At 65.8% G+C, this 17,041-nt stretch carries 13 protein-coding genes; 9 read left to right on the top strand and 4 right to left on the bottom strand.

Annotated features, from left to right (window positions below):
* Position 1: 1 nt before the first annotated feature.
* A complete protein-coding gene (gene lptG / locus DFO50_RS09495; RefSeq protein ID WP_107889737.1) occupies positions 2-1,075 on the bottom strand; it encodes an LPS export ABC transporter permease LptG in 1,074 nt (357 codons plus the stop codon).
* Complete coding sequence (gene lptF / locus DFO50_RS09500; protein WP_028498788.1) at positions 1,072-2,166, bottom strand: LPS export ABC transporter permease LptF; 1,095 nt, start codon at positions 2,164-2,166, stop codon at positions 1,072-1,074. Before lptF ends, lptG begins: the two co-directional genes overlap by 4 nt.
* 196 nt (positions 2,167-2,362) lie before the next feature.
* On the opposite strand from lptF, the gene DFO50_RS09505 reads away from it, so the two are divergent.
* From DFO50_RS09505 to DFO50_RS09520, 4 genes are read left to right on the top strand one after another with little or no spacing between them, the layout of a single operon-like run.
* Positions 2,363-3,940: a leucyl aminopeptidase gene (locus DFO50_RS09505; protein WP_028498787.1), complete on the top strand. Its 1,578-nt coding sequence runs from the start codon at positions 2,363-2,365 to the stop codon at positions 3,938-3,940.
* Positions 3,927-4,349, top strand: coding sequence for a DNA polymerase III subunit chi (locus DFO50_RS09510; protein ID WP_028498786.1), 423 nt, complete (start codon positions 3,927-3,929; stop codon positions 4,347-4,349). The genes DFO50_RS09505 and DFO50_RS09510 overlap by 14 nt, the downstream gene beginning before the upstream one ends.
* A gap of 31 nt (positions 4,350-4,380) precedes the next feature.
* Positions 4,381-4,956 carry a cob(I)yrinic acid a,c-diamide adenosyltransferase gene (locus DFO50_RS09515; RefSeq protein WP_112692394.1) on the top strand — a complete coding sequence of 192 codons (576 nt, stop codon included), beginning with the start codon at positions 4,381-4,383 and terminating at the stop codon, positions 4,954-4,956.
* A gap of 7 nt (positions 4,957-4,963) precedes the next feature.
* Positions 4,964-5,467 carry a thermonuclease family protein gene (locus DFO50_RS09520; RefSeq protein ID WP_036385609.1) on the top strand — a complete coding sequence of 168 codons (504 nt, stop codon included), beginning with the start codon at positions 4,964-4,966 and terminating at the stop codon, positions 5,465-5,467.
* 26 nt (positions 5,468-5,493) lie between these two features.
* Here DFO50_RS09520 and DFO50_RS09525 read toward each other — a convergent pair whose 3' ends face one another.
* Positions 5,494-7,950 carry a heavy metal translocating P-type ATPase gene (locus tag DFO50_RS09525; protein WP_112692396.1) on the bottom strand — a complete coding sequence of 819 codons (2,457 nt, stop codon included), beginning with the start codon at positions 7,948-7,950 and terminating at the stop codon, positions 5,494-5,496.
* A 155-nt stretch (positions 7,951-8,105) separates the two neighbouring features.
* On the opposite strand from DFO50_RS09525, the gene DFO50_RS09530 reads away from it, so the two are divergent.
* From DFO50_RS09530 to DFO50_RS09550, 5 genes are all read left to right on the top strand, one after another.
* On the top strand, positions 8,106-8,999 hold the full coding sequence (locus DFO50_RS09530; protein ID WP_028498784.1) for an AEC family transporter: 894 nt from the start codon (positions 8,106-8,108) through the stop codon (positions 8,997-8,999).
* A 270-nt stretch (positions 9,000-9,269) separates the two neighbouring features.
* Entirely contained in the window at positions 9,270-11,033 is a 1,764-nt protein-coding gene (locus DFO50_RS09535) for an alpha/beta hydrolase (RefSeq protein ID WP_233495230.1), read from the top strand.
* Positions 11,034-11,106: 73 nt separating this feature from the next.
* Positions 11,107-12,288, top strand: coding sequence for an acetyl-CoA C-acetyltransferase (locus DFO50_RS09540; RefSeq protein ID WP_107889741.1), 1,182 nt, complete (start codon positions 11,107-11,109; stop codon positions 12,286-12,288).
* 428 nt (positions 12,289-12,716) lie between these two features.
* The gene (locus tag DFO50_RS09545) at positions 12,717-14,249 is read left to right on the top strand and encodes a FecR domain-containing protein (protein WP_112692398.1); all 1,533 of its coding nucleotides are present in this window, start codon (positions 12,717-12,719) and stop codon (positions 14,247-14,249) included.
* Complete coding sequence (locus DFO50_RS09550) at positions 14,242-15,867, top strand: CHASE2 domain-containing protein (protein WP_158537429.1); 1,626 nt, start codon at positions 14,242-14,244, stop codon at positions 15,865-15,867. The genes DFO50_RS09545 and DFO50_RS09550 overlap by 8 nt, the downstream gene beginning before the upstream one ends.
* On the opposite strand, the gene DFO50_RS09555 is transcribed toward DFO50_RS09550, so the two are convergent.
* Positions 15,848-17,041, bottom strand: a complete 1,194-nt coding sequence (locus tag DFO50_RS09555) for a murein transglycosylase A (protein ID WP_028498779.1) — start codon at positions 17,039-17,041, stop codon at positions 15,848-15,850. The genes DFO50_RS09550 and DFO50_RS09555 overlap by 20 nt on opposite strands.

Consider the following 17,041-nt stretch of genomic DNA (forward strand, 5'->3'; position numbering starts at 1 on the left):
GTCAGCGTTTCTCCTGGCGGATCAGGAACCAGCCGCCACCGAGCAGGAAGATCAGGGTCGGCGCCAGCGTGACCAGCGGCGGCGACCAGCCGTACAGCAGCCCGAGGTGGCCGCACAGGCGGTTGAAGAAGTAGAACGCCAGCCCGATCAGGATGCCGGTGAAAATGCGCATGCCGAGGCTGGCATGGCGCTGGCTGACCGGGGTGAAGGCCAGGGCCACCAGGGCCATGGTCAGACAGGCGAGCGGATAGAACAGCTTGCTCCACAGTGCGATTTCATAACGCGTGGTGCTCTGCTTGTTGGTCTTCAGGTGCTCGATGTAGCGCGACAGCGCCGCGGCCGACATCCGTTCCGGCACCACTAGCAGGGTGGACAGGATTTCCGGCTGCAGGATGGACTCCCAGCGCTGGGTCTTCAGGTGTTCGACTTCGGTGTGGTTGCTGAAGATCCGCGTGCGCTGCACGTCCTCGAGCTGCCAGGACCCGTTGACCTGGTACAGCCCGCGGCGCGCATAGCGCTCGTCGGTCAGCCGCAGGTCCTTGTCGTAGGTGTAGATGCGGATGCCGAGCAGCGTGTTGTCCGGCAGCATCTCGCCGACGTTGATGAAGTGGTTGTCATCCTTGATCCACAAACCGGAGTGGAAGTCCTGCGCCACCGCCGAATTGGTGGCCTGCAGCCGCGTGCGTTCGCCGGCCTGCTCGGCCAGCGGGGCGATATACTCGCCGAGCAGCATGGTCAGGGCAGCGAACACCAGACCGATACAGGCCAGGGTGCGGGCCAGCTGGCCGAGCGACAGGCCGGATGCGCGCATGACGGCGTATTCGGAGGTGCCGGACAGCAGACTCATGGCGACCATGGTGCCGATCAGCACCGCCAGCGGCATCAGCTCGAAGGCATGGCGCGGGACCTTGAATGCCACCACCATCAGTGCGGCGCGGAAGGTGTAGCCGTTATGGCCGACCTCGGACACTTCGCCCAGCACGTCGAAGAAGGCAAACAGCGACAGCAGCGCCAGCAGGGCGAAGAACGACACCATGATGACGTTGCCGGAAATGTAACGGGTCAGGATTTTCATGCGCGGCTCCCGCCCAGGCTGCGCAGCCAGAGCTTCAGCGGCTTGCGGCGCCACAGCATCAGCAGCACGAATACGCCGGCCATCAGCAGATGCAGCAGGGCCAGTGCCCAGTAGGACGAGAGCACGCCCTTGGCGATCCAGCTCTGCATCAGGCTGATCAGGTTGTAGTAGAGCTGGTACACGAACAGGGCAATCAGCAGGTTGAAGGTATGGCCGCTGCGCGGATTGTAGTACGACAGCGGGATGGCGATCAGCGCCAGGATCAGCGAGGCAATCGGCAGCGAGATGCGCCAGGCCAGCTCGGCCTTGTCCTCGCTGCGGTCGCTGCCGACCAGTCGGGACATGTCGGCGGTCTTGGTGCGCGAATCCTCGTTGCTGCGGATGTTCTGGGTGATCTTGACCCGGTAGCGGTCGAACTCGACCACGCGCCAGTCGGCATGACCGGCCTCGCCCTCATAGCGGCGGCCGCTCTTCAGGTGCAGGTAGCGCTCGCCGTTGGGCTCGGTGCGCACGGTGCCCTCGCGGGCGAAGACGATGCTGGTCTTGCCGTCGGTCACGCTGCGCACAAAGATGTTGTAGGCCGCGCCGGCCTCGCCGGAATAGTTCTCGACGAAGTAGACCTTGTCGCCGCTGCGCGACTCCTTGAATACGCCCGGGGCCAGTGCGCTGACTTCCTCGCGCTGGCGCAGCACGTCCGAATACTCGCTGCCCTTGCGCGCCGCCCATGGTCCCAGATACAGGCTGACGATGGTGATCAGGATGGTCAGCGGCACGGAGAAGGCCAGGATCGGCTGTATCCAGCGATTCGGCGACAGGCCGGAGGTCAGCCAGACCGCCATCTCGTGATCGCGCCAGGTGCGGGTCAGCACGACCAGCACCGAAATGAACAGGGTGATCGACAGCAGGGTGCCGAAATAGCTCAGCGTGGAGAAGGCGATCATCGCAACGATCGCGTCGGTGGGCAGCACGCCCGCCGCGGCCTTGTCGAACAGCTTGACGACCTGCGTCACCGTCATGATGGCGAGCAGGACACTAAACACGGCGAAGGCCACAGCGGTAAGTTCGCGTAACACGCTGCGGTAAAAAATCATGGCTGCTGGCCTTTTTGACTTTTTGCGGAAAAGATGGAGATAATCGAAATGAAACGAAAAATTTACAATTTTTGAAATTTTCGCGCTGGTCGGCTAGGTTTAACCGATATCGGCAACCGGAACGAAACGCTGACGCCGTCAGTCTTTCCGACCATTCCGACCCGCCAGGCGTACGCCGCCCTTCAGGAGACTGACGATGGAATTTAGCATAAAAAGCGGTAGCCCGGAAAAGCAGCGCGTCGCCTGCGTGCTGGTCGGGGTGTTCGAGTCCCGCAAGCTGACTTTCGCTGCGGATCTGCTCGACCGCATTTCCAACGGCTTCCTGTCCGACGTGCTCAAGCGCGGCGACATGGACGGCAAGCTGGGCACCACGCTGGTGCTGCACAATGTGCCGCACACGCTGTGCGATCGGGTGATGCTGGTCGGGCTGGGGCGCGAGCGCGACTTCCGCGAAAAGGAATACCGCGAGGCGGTGCGCAGCTCGGTCCGGGCACTGGCGCAGACCGCGGCGGTCGAGGCGGTCAGCTATCTGACCGAACTGACGCTGAAAAAGCGTGATGTCGAATGGATGATCGAGCAGGCGACCGTCGCCACGCTCGACGTGCTGTACAAGTTCGAGCAGTACAAGAGCCGCAAGCCGGACGAGACGCCGCAGCGCGAACGCGAACTGCGCAAGCTGGTGCTGTCGGTTCCGCGCCGCAGCGACCTCGCCGATGGCGAGAAGGGGCTGGTGCAGGGGCAGGCGATCGGCGCCGGCATCAGGCTGGCGCGCGATCTCGGCAATACCCCGGGCAATGTCTGCACCCCGACCTGGCTGGCCGAGCAGGCGCGGGTGGCGGTCGAGGCCGCCGGCGGGCTGTGCCAGGTGCTGGAACAGGACGACATCGCCGCGCTCGGCATGGGCGCCTTCCTCGCCGTGGCCCGAGGCAGCGCCGAACCGCCGCGCTTCATCATCCTCCAGCACCGGGGCGGGGACGAGCACGACCGTCCGGTGGTACTGGTCGGCAAGGGCGTCACTTTCGACTCCGGCGGCATCTCGCTGAAGCCGGGCGAGAGCATGGACGAGATGAAATACGACATGATGGGCGCCGGTACCGTGATTGGCGCCTTTGTCGCCGCCGCGCGGATGAAGCTGCCGATCAATATCGTCGCGCTGGTGCCGACCTGCGAAAACATGCCGGCCGGCAATGCATGCAAGCCGGGTGACATTGTCACCAGCCTGTCCGGCCAGACCATCGAGATTCTCAATACCGACGCCGAAGGCCGGCTGATCCTGTGCGATGCGCTGACCTATGCCGCCCGCTTCGAGCCGGAAGTGATCGTTGACGTCGCCACGCTGACCGGCGCCTGCATCATCGCGCTGGGCCATGTCGCCACCGGGCTGTTCTCCAACCAGGATTCACTGGCGCGCGACCTGATCGCTGCCGGCGACGAAGTCGGTGACCGCGCCTGGCACATGCCGCTGTGGGAGGACTACCAGGAGCAGCTGAAGAGCCCGTTTGCCGACATGGCCAATATCGGCGGCCGGCCGGCCGGGTCGGTCACCGCCGCCTGCTTCCTGTCCCGCTTCGTCAAGCCGTACGACTGGGCGCACCTGGACATTGCCGGCACCGCCTGGAAGAGCGGCAAGGAAAAGGGGGCGACCGGCCGTCCGGTGTCGCTGCTGGCCCAGTTCCTGCGCGATCGCGCCGACCTGGCCACCGGCCAGACCGTGCGTCGCGGTCGCCCGCGCCGTGATCCGGTCGAAGTGGTCAGTGACGATGACGCAGATTGATTTCTACCACCACGTCGCCGACCCGGCAGGGTTTGCCTGCCGGCTGGCGGCGACGGTGATCCGGCATGGCGAGCGGCTGACCGTGCTGCTGGCCGACGAGGCGGCGCTGGCCGGGTTCGATACCCGGCTGTGGAGTTTCCCGCCGCAGGGCTTCGTCCCCCACGTCCGGCTCGACGATCCGCTGGCGGCGGAAACCCCGGTGCTGCTGACCACCGCGCTGCCGGCGACGCCGGTCACCGGCGTACTGCTGAACCTGTCGCTCGGCGAGCCGGCCAATTTCACCGCCTACCCGCGCATTCTGGAGATCGTCGGCGAGGACGACGCGCAGCTGGCGCGCGCGCGCGACGTGGCCCGGGCCTACAAGCGGGCCGGGCTGGACACCACTTATCACGACATGGCAGGACGCTAGCCGGCTGCCGTGCACATCACGGAACCCCCCGATGGGCTATCGACTGAGCAAGATCACTACCCGCACCGGCGACGGTGGCACTACCGGCCTCGGCGACGGTCGTCGCGTGGCCAAGGACGATGCACGCATTCATGCGCTGGGTGATGTCGACGAACTGAACAGCCAGATCGGCGTACTGCTGGCCGGCGAAGGCGTACCGGACGAGGTGCGCGGCTGGCTGCTGACCATCCAGCACGATCTGTTCGATTGCGGCGGCGAACTGGCCGTGCCCGGGCATGTCGCCATCAAGCCGGTGCATATCGCGCGGCTGGAAGCGATGACCGCGCAGATGAATGCCGACCTGGCGCCGCTGAAGGAATTCATCCTGCCCGGCGGCAGCCTGGCGGCGGCACAGACCCATGTGGCCCGCGCCGTGGCGCGCCGTGCCGAACGCACGCTGGTATCGCTGGCGACGTTCGAGACGCTGTCGCCGGATCTGCAGCCATACCTGAACCGGCTGTCGGACACGCTGTTCGTCATGGCGCGCTATCTGAACCGGTACGCTGGCGGCAGCGACGTGCTGTGGCAGCCGGGACGCGACGCCGCGCCCGGCGAGACCGCGCCGTGATCCGGCCGTGACCCCGCCCGCCGCCCGGCTTGCCGGCCTGTTGCTGGTCGTCGCCAGTCTGGCGGCGTCGGCGGCGGGCACGCTGGCCGGCCGGGTGGTGGACGTGATCGACGGCGACACACTGACGCTGCAGCGTACCGGGCACCCGCCATTGCGGATACGGCTGGCCTTTGTCGATGCCCCGGAACGCGGGCAGGCCCACTGGCGTCAGGCGCGTGACGGACTGGCCGAACGCGTGCTCGGTCGACGGGTGCAGGTGCGGCCACTGAGCGGTGACCGCTACGGCCGGGTCCTCGGTCAGGTCTGGCTGGCCCGGACCGACATCAATTGCGCGCTGCTTGGCGCCGGGCTGGCCTGGCACGATGTGCATCACGCGCAGCGCATACAGGGCGGCGCCAGCTTTGCCCGCTACCAGTCCGCGCAACACTACGCGCGCAGCCATCGCCTCGGCCTGTGGCGACAGTCCCGCCCGCAGGCGCCGTGGCGTTATCGGCAGCGGCGGGGGCGGTGATTGCAAGGCAATTCGCCATAAGCCGGTTATTGATTCACGCTGCCCCGTTCCCCCTTTTTGCCGCCCACCGTCCGTCCCGACAATCTCAGCGCATTGCCGACCACCAGCAGTGAACTCAGCGCCATGCCGAGGCTGGCGATCCACGGCGTGATCCAGCCGCCGATGGCCAGCGGCAGCGCAACCAGGTTGTAACCGACCGCCCAGACCAGATTCTGGCGGATGATGCGCCGGGTGCGGCGGGCGATGCCGAGTGCATCGACCAGCGGCGACAGGCCGTTGCCGACCAGCACCAGATCTCCGCTGAGACGGGCGACGTCGGTGCCGCTGCCCATGGCCGCGCTGACATCGGCGCGGGCCAGCACCGGGGCGTCGTTGACGCCGTCACCGACCATCAGCACATGGCGTCCCTGCTGCTGCAGTGCCGTCACACAGGCCAGCTTGTCCTCCGGGGTCATGCCGCCCCGGGCCTGATCGATGCCCAGCGTGGCCGCCACGGCGGCGGCGGTTTCGGCGCGGTCGCCGCTGGCGAGGTGGGTACGGATGCCGCGCGCGCGCAGCGCGGCGATAACGGCGGCCGCGTCGTCGCGCAGCCGGTCGCCAATGGCGAAGGCGGCGATCCAGCCGCCGGCGTCACCGAGCGCGATCACGCTGTCGTTGCCGCCGAATCCGGCCAGTGCGTCCGGTGCCTCCCCGGCGACGGCGACAACGAAGGCGGGCTTGCCGAGCCGGTAGCGGCGTCCGGCGAACTCGCCCTCGACCCCCTGACCGGCCACGCTGTGCAGGCCGGTGCAGCGCAACGGCTCGCCACCGGCCGCCAGCAGGGCGCGGGCCAGCGGGTGCTCGCTGCCGGCTTCCAGCCCTTGCGCCAGTGCCAGGGCGTCGATGCGGGCATCGAACACGAGCTGGTCCTTCAGCTGCATGTCACCCCAGGTCAGCGTCCCGGTCTTGTCGAAGACCGCATCGGTAATCTGCGCCAGCGATTCCAGCGCCGTGCCCCTGGCCAGCAGTACGCCGCGTCCGGCCAGCGTGCCGCTGGCAGCCGTCAGCGCGGCCGGCGTGGCCAGCGACAGGGCGCACGGGCAGGAAATCACCAGCACGGCGACCATGATCCACAGCGCGCGCTCCGGGTCGACCATATACCAGCCGGCATAGGTCAGCACGGCGACCAGCAGCAGGGTGGTGACGAACCACGCCGACACCCGGTCGGCCAGCACCGCCAGCCGGGGCCGTTCGCTCATTGCCTGATCGAGCAGACGGACGATGCCGGCCAGCCGGGTCGACTCGCCGGTATGGGTGGCGCGCAGATACAGCGGGCTGGCGACGTTGACCGAGCCGGCAATCAGCGTGTCGCCGGACTGCTTCGGCTGCGGCAGGCTTTCGCCGGTCAGCAGCGATTCGTCGACACTGGAATGGCCGTCCAGCACCTCGCCGTCGACCGGTACCGTCTCGCCCGGCCTGACCAGCAGCACTTCGCCAGGGCGAACGCTGGCGACGGTCGCCATGTGCGTGTCGCGATCGGCCGGCCAGTCGGCCACGCGCTGGGTGAAGGCCGGAATCAGCTTGACCAGCCGCTCACCGGCGTCGCCGGCACGCCGGCGCGCCATGCCTTCGAGGTAACGGCCGCCGAGCAGCAGGAAGACGAACATCGACACCGAGTCGAAATAAATGCCATGGTCGATATGGTTGAACAGTGCCCAGCTGCTGGCGACAAAGGAGGTCAGCACGCCGACGGTGACCGGCACGTCCATGCCGGCGCGGCGGTTGCGCAGGTCGCGCCAGGTGCCGACATAGAACGGCCATGCCGAGTACAGCACCACCGGCAGGGTCAGGAAGAAACTGGCCCAGTGCAGCAGCCACATCCATTCCGCACTCATCTCGCCCTGGGTATCCAGATAGACCGGCACCGCGTACATCATCACCTGCATCATCGACAGACCGGCGACCCACAACCGGTTGAGCTGGCCCTTGCGTTCCTGCTCCGCCAGCTTCTCGCGCCGGTCGGCATCGTACGGATGGGCGCGGTAACCGATCTGGGCGATGGCTTCAAGCAGGGCGGACAACTGTATGCGGGTCGAATCCCACTTTACCCGGGCACGATGACTGGCATAGTTGACGTCGACCGAGATCACGCCCGGCTGGCGCTTCAGATGCTGTTCGTTCAGCCATACGCAGGCGGCGCAGGTAATGCCTTCCAGAATCAGCGACGCCTCGCGCAGATCGCCTTCGGCATGGACGAAGCTGTGCTGCAGTTCCGGTGCGTCATACAGCCGGATCTGCTCGACCAGCTCGGTCGGCAGCGGCTCGGCGCGCCGGGCATCCAGCGTGCGGTGCTCGTAGTAGCCGTCAAGGCCGGCGTCGATAATGGTTTGCGCCACCGCCTGGCAGCCGGCGCAGCAGGCGGGCTTGTCGGATTGCCGGTAACGGATGGGGAAGTGGATGCCGTCGGCCACCGGCAGACCGCAATGGAAGCAGGGATCAGTCATGACAACGGATTCTACCGAAGACCGCGCTCGCAGGGGGCAAGCGGGCCGGGCCAGAAGCGAAATGGCTGCATTTTGTTTGCCCGACACTTGTACAACGTGTAGCGTGAATGTCATATTGCATCGCAGCTATCCGCACGGGACCCGCAAAAGAATACATGCTCGACAACGCTCTCATCCTGCTGCCGGACTTTCTGATCATCCTGTTTGGCTGCCTGCTCAAGCGGCGCTTCGGTTATGGCGGCGACTTCTGGCTCCAGTTGGAGAAGCTGGTCTACTACGTGCTGTTCCCGGTCATGCTGTTCCGGTCGGTGGTCGGCTCCAGCCTCGACCTGCGCGAGGCCGGCGACATGGTGCTGGTCGGCTTTGCGTTTACCCTGACCGGTGTCGGGCTGGGCATGGCCGGTCGCTGGCTGTCGCGTGACGATTCGCGCTCGTTCGCTTCCAGCGTGCAGTGTGCGTTCCGTTTCAACACCTATATCGGGCTGGCGGTGGTCGACCGGGTAGCGGGACCGGCCGGGGTGGCGACATTCGCGCTGCTGGTCGGCTTCATCATTCCGCTGGCGAATGCAGCGGCGGTCTGGTTTCTTGCCCGGCACAGCGGCGGTTCGCTGTGGCGCGAACTGCTGCGCAACCCGCTGATCCTGGCGACGCTGGGCGGATTGCTGTGCAAGGGCATCGGCATCGAGCTGCCGGCGGCGCTGGAGCGGATCGGCAACCTGTTTTCGGTCACTGCGATCACCATGGGCCTGCTGTGCGTCGGTGCCGGGCTGCGGCTCGGTGCGCTGCGGGCGCGGCTGGCCCTGGTCAACTACCTGACCGTGGTCAAGCTGCTGGTGCTGCCGGCGGTGGCGATCGGCTGTGCGGCGTTGCTGGAGGTCGGTGGTACCTACCGTCAGGCGGCAGTGATTCTTGCTGCATTGCCCACGGCGTCGAGTGCCTACATTCTGGCCACGCGCATGGGCGGTGACGGGCAACTGGTGGCGTCGATCATTACGCTGCATGTATTTGCCGCCATGTTGACCATGCCGCTATGGCTATCTCTGGCATGATGGATGCAACTGGAGCGATTGATTTAATGCAATATGGGGAAACCTGATTGACTGTAACCTTGAGCCATTAACCTGACGATCCGGCCGGGGGCGCATCCGGACCCCCGCCGCATGCCCGACTGCCCGTGGTTTCCGGCAGTGAAGAATCGCCAGGTCACCGGCATGAGCGGTGGCCTGTAACGACTGGGCCGCCACCGGACCGACGTACCCTGTCGGACCCGGTGGCGGCGTGTGATTAGAACCGTATCGCCCCAAATGCAGGAGACGACCGTGAACTCCAACACACCAAATAACGAGTTGCTTCAGAATTTCTTTACCAGCCTGACCGAGCGCAATACGGCCATGTTGCAGCAGATCGTCAACAACATGAGCAAACTGCACCTGCCGGATGACCAGATGGCGCCGTTCACGAAACTGTGGGGGAGTCTGGCCGAGCAGTCGAGCAGCTGGCTGGCCGTGCAGCAATCGTTCTACCAGCAGCAGATGAACATGTGGATGAGCTTCCTCGGCAAGCCGGCCGAAGGCGAGGAGGGCGCGCCGGCCGACAAGCGCTTCGCCGCACCGGAATGGAACGAGCATCCGTACTACAAGTTCCTGAAGCAGAACTACCTGCTGACGTCGAAGTGGCTGACCGAAATGGTCGACGGTGCCCAGGTGGACGAAGAGCAGAAGGAACGCATGGCGTTCTTTACCCGCCAGTACATCGACGCCATGAGCCCGAGCAACTTTGCCGTCACCAACCCCGAGGTGATGAAGCGCGCGATCGAGACCAAGGGCGAGAGCCTGGTCGAGGGCATGAAGCACATGCTCGACGACATGCAGAAGGGCCGCATCTCGATGACCGACGACTCGAAGTTCGAGGTCGGCGTCAACGTGGCGGTCACGCCGGGTGCGGTGGTGTTCGAGAACGACCTGTTCCAGCTGCTGCAGTACACGCCGACCACGGCCAAGGTTCACGAGCGGCCGCTGCTGGTGGTGCCGCCGTGCATCAACAAGTACTACCTGATGGACCTGCAGCCGGACAACTCGATGATGCGTTATCTGGTCGGTCAGGGCTACACCGTGTTCATGGTGTCGTGGAAGTCCGCTGACGAGCGCATCAAGACCTATACCTGGGACAACTACATCGAGGACGGCGTGATCACGGCGGCCGATGCCGTGCGCAAGATCACCCGCCAGGACAAGATCAATGCGCTGGGCTTCTGCGTCGGCGGCGTGATCCTGACCACTACCCTGTGCGTGCTGAAGGCGCGCGGCCTCGACTGGTTCGAATCGGCCACGTTCATGACCTCGCTGATCGATCACGCCGAGCCGGGCGATATCAAGATGTACATCGACCCGAACGTGATCCGCGCCCGGGAAGCCATTATCGCCACCGGCAACGGCGGCATCGTGTCGGGCATCGAGATCGGCAAGACCTTTGCCAGCCTGCGCGCCAATGATCTGGTGTGGAACTACGTCGTCAACAACTACCTGCTCGGCAAGACCCCGCCGCCGTTCGACCTGCTGTTCTGGAACAACGACGCGGCCAACCTGCCGATGCCGATGCACACCTTCCTGCTGAAGGAGCTGTACACCAACAACAAGCTGATCCAGCCGGGTGCGCTGACGCTGTGCGGCGTGAAGATCGACGTCGGCACCATCGACATCCCGCTGTACGTGTTCGCTGCGCGCGAAGACCACATCGTGTTGTGGAAATCGTCGTACTCCGGCGTCAAGTACCTGACCGGCGCACCGGAACGCCGCTATGTGCTGGGCGCGTCGGGCCATATTGCCGGCTCGATCAACCCGGTCAGCAAGAACAAGCGCAACTATTGGGTCAACGAGTCGCTGCCGAATTCGGCCGACGAATGGTTCGAAGGTGCCGAGTCGCGGCCGGGCAGCTGGTGGCAGGACTTCGACAGCTGGCTCGCACCGCGTTCGGGCAAGGAAATTGCCGCACCGAAAACGCCGGGCAACAAGGACTATAAAGTCATCGAGCCGGCACCGGGCCGCTATGTCAAGGAACAGTCGCGGGTGATGGTTTCGGCCTGACCGGTCCGTTTTTCCTACAATTGAGATCCAGGCCGGCGGCGATGAACCGCCGGTCGCCCCCCAGGAGAAAAGTATGCAAGAAGTCGTCATCGTTGCCGCCAAGCGGACCGCCATCGGCAATTTCGCCGGCTCGCTGGCCAAGGTCGGTGCCCCTGATCTCGGCGCGACCGTGATCAAGGCGCTGCTGGCGGAAACCGGCGTGAGTGCCGAAGCGGTCAGCGAAATCATCCTCGGTCAGGTCCTGACCGCAGGCGTCGGCCAGAACCCGGCCCGCCAGGCGCTGATCAAGGCCGGCCTGCCGGTGACCACGCCGGCCTCGACGCTGAACGTGGTGTGTGGCTCCGGCCTGCGCGCGACCCATCTGGCGGCCCAGGCCATTGCGCTGGGTGATGCCGACATCATCATCGCTGGCGGCCAGGAAAACATGTCGCTGTCGCCGCACCTGCTGATGGGCTCGCGCGACGGCTTCCGCATGGGCAATGCCCAGCTGGTGGACAGCATGGTCTACGACGGTCTGACCGATGTGTACAACCAGTACCACATGGGCATTACGGCCGAGAATATTGCTGCCAAGTACGGCATTAGCCGCGAAGAGCAGGACCAACTGTCGGTGACGTCGCAGAATCGTGCCGAAGCCGCACAGAAGGCCGGCAAGTTCGCCGCGGAAATCGTGCCGGTCGCCGTGCCGCAGCGCAAGGGTGATCCGGTGATGTTCGACAGCGACGAATTCATCAAGCAGGGCGCGACGCTGGAAGGCCTGGCCAAGCTGCGCCCGGCGTTCAAGAAGGATGGCACCGTGACCGCCGGTAACGCGTCGGGCCTGAACGACGGCGCGGCCGCCGTCATGCTGATGTCGGCCAAAAAGGCGCAGGAACTGGGCCTGAAGCCGCTGGCGCGCGTCGCCGGCTATGCGCTCTCCGGCTGCGCACCGGAAATCATGGGCATGGGTCCGGTCAGCGCTACCCGCAAGGCGCTGAAGCAGGCCGGCTGGTCGCTGGGCGATCTGGACCTGATCGAAGCCAACGAAGCGTTTGCCGCGCAGTCGCTCGGCGTGACGCGCGAACTGGAATGGGATCTGTCACGGGTGAACGTCAATGGCGGCGCGATCGCGCTGGGTCACCCGATCGGGGCGTCCGGTTGCCGCGTGCTGGTGACGCTGCTGCATGAAATGCAGCGCCGCGAAGCCGGCAAGGGCCTGGCCACGCTGTGCATCGGCGGCGGCATGGGCGTGGCGCTGGCGGTCGAACGCGTCTGACGACTCACCGAGGCAGGCACTGCCTGCCTCCCGCTGTCGCGGGAAACGGTGTTGCAGGGTATGAATGAACAGATGGCGGCTGCCCCGGGCAGCCGCCGTTTTCTTTTGGCGTGCCATGACTGTTGTGTCGCTGCCACAACACTGTTCGCGCCGGCCGGGCAATCCGACGAACGGGAACCGCTGTGTGTTCACTGTGCTTTCCGGTATCGATTCCGCAGCAACTTCCACTCCCGGATGCCGTTCCCGCGCCGTCTGGCTGCTGAACATCCGGTCAATTTGGCTGGATATGCTGTATAAATCTTTCTGCTATTGAAAAAAGAACGAATCAGATCTTCCATGACCGGTAGCGAACGGCTGCTATCGGCGGGACTGGACTTCCCGCGGGCATCGGCACGCCCGGCCGGGATTCGATACGGCAGAAACCCATAATGAAAAAAATTGCGCTGGCGGCGCTGGCCAGCCTGCTGCTGGCCCCCGGCTGCCTGGCTGCCGAAGCGGTCACTGAATGGCGTTATCACGTCTACCAGGGCGATACCCTGTGGAGCATTGCCACCCTGCACCTGAAGGATGTGTCCTATATCCCGGCGCTGCAGCGGCTGAACCGCATTTCCAACGCCCATGCCATCCTGACCGGCAGGGATATCCGCATTCCGCTCGAGTGGATGAAGCAGCGCCCCGGCCGGCCGGTGGTCATGGCCGTGACCGGCAACGGCAGCCTGAAGCGGCACAACGGCAGCCGGCCGCTGGTGGAAAAGCAGGAACTGGAGGCCGGCGACATCATCGAGACGGCGGAGAACGCCGTCATCATCATTCGCTACGAGGACGGCTCGGTCAGTGAAATCGGGCCGAAGTCCCGGCTGACGATCAGGCAGACCACGCATTACCCGAGCACCCAGGCCACCAGCAACGATATCCGGCTCGAACGCGGCAGCATTGACAGCCGCATCACCAGAAATCCGCTGATGCCGAACCGGTATGACATCCAGACCCCGAGTGCGGTGACGGCGGTGCGTGGTACGCAGTTCCGCGTGCGCGTCGACGACCCGGCCGAATCCGGCACCGAGGTGCTGGAGGGCAAGGTCGAAGTCCGGCAGGACGGTCGTCCGGTCAATGTCAGCGCCGGCTACGGCGTGATGATGCGTCAGGGCAGGGACGACAACGGGGTCGAGTCGCTGCCGGCTGCGCCCGATCTGGCCGGGCTGCCGGCCGGCAGCGCGTTTCCGGGCGTGCAGTTCGCCTGGCCGGCCGTGCCGCGTGCGACCGCCTATGCGTATTCGCTGCAGGGCGAGTCCGGCCAGTATGCCAGCGGCGAGACCACCTCCCCGCGGGCCGTTGTCCGGGTCAGCGACAATGGCCGCTATCTGCTGACGGTACGCGGCAAGCTGCCGAGCGGTCTTAATGGTTATCCGTCCTCGCATGCGTTCCGCGTGCACGCTTTCCCGCCGCCGCCGTTTATTGTCGAACCGATGAATGGCATCATGGCGGCCGGCAACCAGGTCAGCCTCAACCTGGGCGCCACGGACGGGCAGCGCTGGCTGGTCGAATTTTCCCGCGACAGCGCATTTTCCGCGCCGGTGCTGCGCCAGCAGATGGATCGCGACCATGCGTCGATCACGCTGCCGCAGGCCGGGATCTGGTTCTGGCGCGCCGCCCAGCTCGATGCCGGCGGCGTGGCCGGCCCTTTCGGCGAACATCGCCAGCTGGAGGCCGGCGCCGGTTTCCGCGCCCGGCTCAACGATGTACGCATGGCCGTGCGTGCACGTGCGCACCCGGTCGATGGCGCCAGCTATGCACTGACGCTGAGCCGCCCCGGTCAGGAGGTCGTGTACCGCGAGGTCGCAAGCCAGCCGGTCTGGGTCCTGCCGAAGACGCTGCCGTCCGGTCCTTATCGGGCCCGCATCGACATCGATGCGCCTGATTATCATGAGGTTGAACAGCAAGAGATCCAGATACTTGGCTAAACACAGAACGCTGGCCTGGTTGCGCCGGCATGGCATGCCGATTGTGGTCATGCTGCTGACGATTGCCGTCATCCTGCACCAGGGCAGCACCCGGATCGATCTGTGGCTGCTCGATGGCCTGTCCGAGCTGAAGGCCAGCCCGAGCAGTGATGACATCGTGATTGTCGCCATCGACGAGCGCAGCCTGAGCCAGCTTGGCAGCTGGCCGTGGCCGCGCGAGCTGCATGCCCATCTGCTGGACCGGCTGCACGGGGCCCGGGCGGTGGCGCTGGACCTGATTATTGCCGACCCGTCGCCGCAGCCGGAATCCGACCTGGAGCTGGCGCGGGCAATGCGCCGGCACGGCCATGTCTACCTGCCGATCGTGGTCGAAAACGCCGAAGGCAAGCCGAAGGAAGTGGCGCCGCTGCCGGCGCTGGTCGCTGCGGCGAAAGGGCTGGGGACGCTGGATTTCGAGCGGGACAGCGACGGCCTGATTCGCCGTTTCTATCTGCACAGCGGGCTAGGGGCGCCGGTGTGGCCGGCTTTCGCCACCAGCGTGCTGGGCACGACACGCAAGGCCGTGCCGCCGGGCAGCATGGCGACGCTCGATGGCTGGGCGCGTTCGGGCGAACGGCAGATTCCGTATTTCAGCGGCAAGGTCGGCTATCCGACGCTGTCCTATGTCGATGTGCTCGGCTCGACCGGGAATATCGATGCCATCCAGGGCAAGATCGTCTATGTCGGCGTGACCGTGCGCGGCATGGGCGATGTGTACCGGACGCCGGTATCGGACATGCCCGGCGTGGTCATCAATGCCGCCGCGACCCAGGGGGCGATGGAAGGCAGCCTGATCAAGACGCTGGACGCCGACTGGCTGACCTGGCTGCTGCTGTGCCCGGCGCTGCTGTGGCTGCTCGTGCACCCGTTCATCAGACCGACGTCGGTGCTGGCCGTCGGCTGTGGCGCGGCGCTGGCCCTGCTGCTGTGCAGTGTCACCGCCTACTTTGCGTTCCGGTTCTGGCTGCCGCTCGCCAGTCTGGCGCTGATTCTGCTGGTGTCGGTGCTGGTCGAGTCCATCATTGACCAGCAGCGTTTCAAGAAGCTGGCGCTGACCGATGCGCTGACCGGGGTCGGCAACCGGCTGTGCTTCAACGAGTCCTTCCGCAGCGCGATCAACATGCCGAACGGGCGGCAGCGACCGATCGGGCTGATGATTCTCGATATCGACAATTTCAAGCTGTACAACGACCACTTCGGCCATGCCGCCGGTGACGATGTGCTGCGCCGGGTCGGCAGCGTGCTGCTCGCAGCCTGTCCGCGCAAGGGCCTGGCGGCCCGTATCGGCGGGGAAGAGTTCGCTATCCTGCTGCCCGGCGCCGGCAAGGGCGAGATGAATGCGGTGGCGGAAAGCGTTCGCGCCAACCTCGAAGCGCTGCGGATTCCGCATCCGGCCAATGGTGGCGGCATTGTCACCTGCAGCGTCGGCGTGGTCTGCCGCGCGGTGGGGGCGGAAGGCAACCAGCGCGAGCTGTTTGTCGAGGCCGACGAGGCGCTGTACGAGGCGAAGAAGAACGGGCGCAACCAGGTCCGGGTGGCCGGCCGGACCGTCGTGCCGGTCAGCCCTGCGGCGGCTTGACGCCGTTCGGCAGCAGCAACCACATCTGGCCGCGCTGCTTCATGCGGCCGGCCTGTGCGCCGGCTTCGTCGCCAAAGCCCCAGAAGAAGTCGGCGCGCACCGCGCCCTTGATCGCGCCGCCGGTATCCTGTGCGCCGACCAGCCGGCGCAGTGGCGCATTGCTGTTCGGCAGCGTGGTCGACAGCCAGACCGGCGCGCCGAGCGGCGTGCTCTTCGGGTCGACGGCAATGCTGCCGCCATCGGTCAGCGGCAGGCCCATGGCGCCAAGCGGGCCACCTTCGGCCGCGCCCAGATCACGGAAAAACACATAGCTCGGGTTGGCGGTGTACAGCTCTTTCAGCCGTTCCGGATTGCGTTTCGCCCATGCCTTGATGCCCTGCATCGACGCCTCGGACGCCTTCAGTTCACCCTTGTCGATCAGGTAGCGGCCGATCGAGTTGTACGGCTGACCGTTCTGGTCGGCATAACCGACCCGGACCATGCTGCCATCGGGCAGCTGCACCCGGCCGGAACCCTGGATCTGCAGGAAGATCGCTTCGACCGGGTCATTGACCCAGACCAGCGCGTTGCCGGGCGACACGCCCTTGCCGTCGGCGATGTCGCCGGCGGTCCAGTACGGCACCAGCTTGCGGCCGACCAGCCGGCCGCGCAGCCGCAACCCGTTCAGTTGCGGATAGACACTGGCCAGATCGACGTTGATCAGATCGTTCGGCACCGGGTACAGCGGCACGGTCGACTGTGCGGTCCGCGTGCGGCTGCCGGTCAGCAGCGGCTCGTAGTAGCCGGTGATCATGCCGGCGGTTTCCTGGCCGTCGGCCAGTTGCCAGGGGGTGAAGCGGGATTCAAAGAACTGGCGGATCGCCGCCGGGTCCTGCGGGTTGACGCCGGCCGATGCCGCGCAGGCGTCACCCCAGCCGGCACGCCTGGCCACGGTGCGGCACGAGATCAGCCATGCCTGCCAGCCGGCAGCCGTGTCGCCGTCCTGCCAGCCGGGCAGGGTGGCGAAGCTGGTCTGGTGATAGGTCGCCCTGGCGCCGGACGGCTTGACCGGTGGCTGCTGCGGCGTGGTGGGCGGCGACACCGGCGGCGTGGTCGGCGTCGGGACGGGAGTCTGGGTGGCGCAGGCGGCCAGCAACAGCGAGCAGGTCAGTGCGCTCAGGCGGCGAACGTTCAT

The organism is Microvirgula sp. AG722 (assembly GCF_003269145.1).
GTDB classification, from domain to species: Bacteria; Pseudomonadota; Gammaproteobacteria; order Burkholderiales; family Aquaspirillaceae; genus Microvirgula; species Microvirgula aerodenitrificans.

Bases quoted from the DNA above. Each gene is read 5' to 3' on its own strand.
- DFO50_RS09530 (WP_028498784.1), top strand. From the start codon at position 8,106: ATGCTCGACAACGCTCTCATCCTGCTGCCGGACTTTCTGATCATCCTG.
- DFO50_RS09545 (WP_112692398.1), top strand. From the start codon at position 12,717: ATGAAAAAAATTGCGCTGGCGGCGCTGGCCAGCCTGCTGCTGGCCCCC.
- DFO50_RS09555 (WP_028498779.1), bottom strand. From the start codon at position 17,041: ATGAACGTTCGCCGCCTGAGCGCACTGACCTGCTCGCTGTTGCTGGCC.
- DFO50_RS09510 (WP_028498786.1), top strand. From the start codon at position 3,927: ATGACGCAGATTGATTTCTACCACCACGTCGCCGACCCGGCAGGGTTT.
- DFO50_RS09525 (WP_112692396.1), bottom strand. From the start codon at position 7,950: ATGACTGATCCCTGCTTCCATTGCGGTCTGCCGGTGGCCGACGGCATC.
- DFO50_RS09515 (WP_112692394.1), top strand. From the start codon at position 4,381: ATGGGCTATCGACTGAGCAAGATCACTACCCGCACCGGCGACGGTGGC.
- DFO50_RS09540 (WP_107889741.1), top strand. From the start codon at position 11,107: ATGCAAGAAGTCGTCATCGTTGCCGCCAAGCGGACCGCCATCGGCAAT.
- lptG (WP_107889737.1), bottom strand. From the start codon at position 1,075: ATGAAAATCCTGACCCGTTACATTTCCGGCAACGTCATCATGGTGTCG.
- DFO50_RS09505 (WP_028498787.1), top strand. From the start codon at position 2,363: ATGGAATTTAGCATAAAAAGCGGTAGCCCGGAAAAGCAGCGCGTCGCC.
- lptF (WP_028498788.1), bottom strand. From the start codon at position 2,166: ATGATTTTTTACCGCAGCGTGTTACGCGAACTTACCGCTGTGGCCTTC.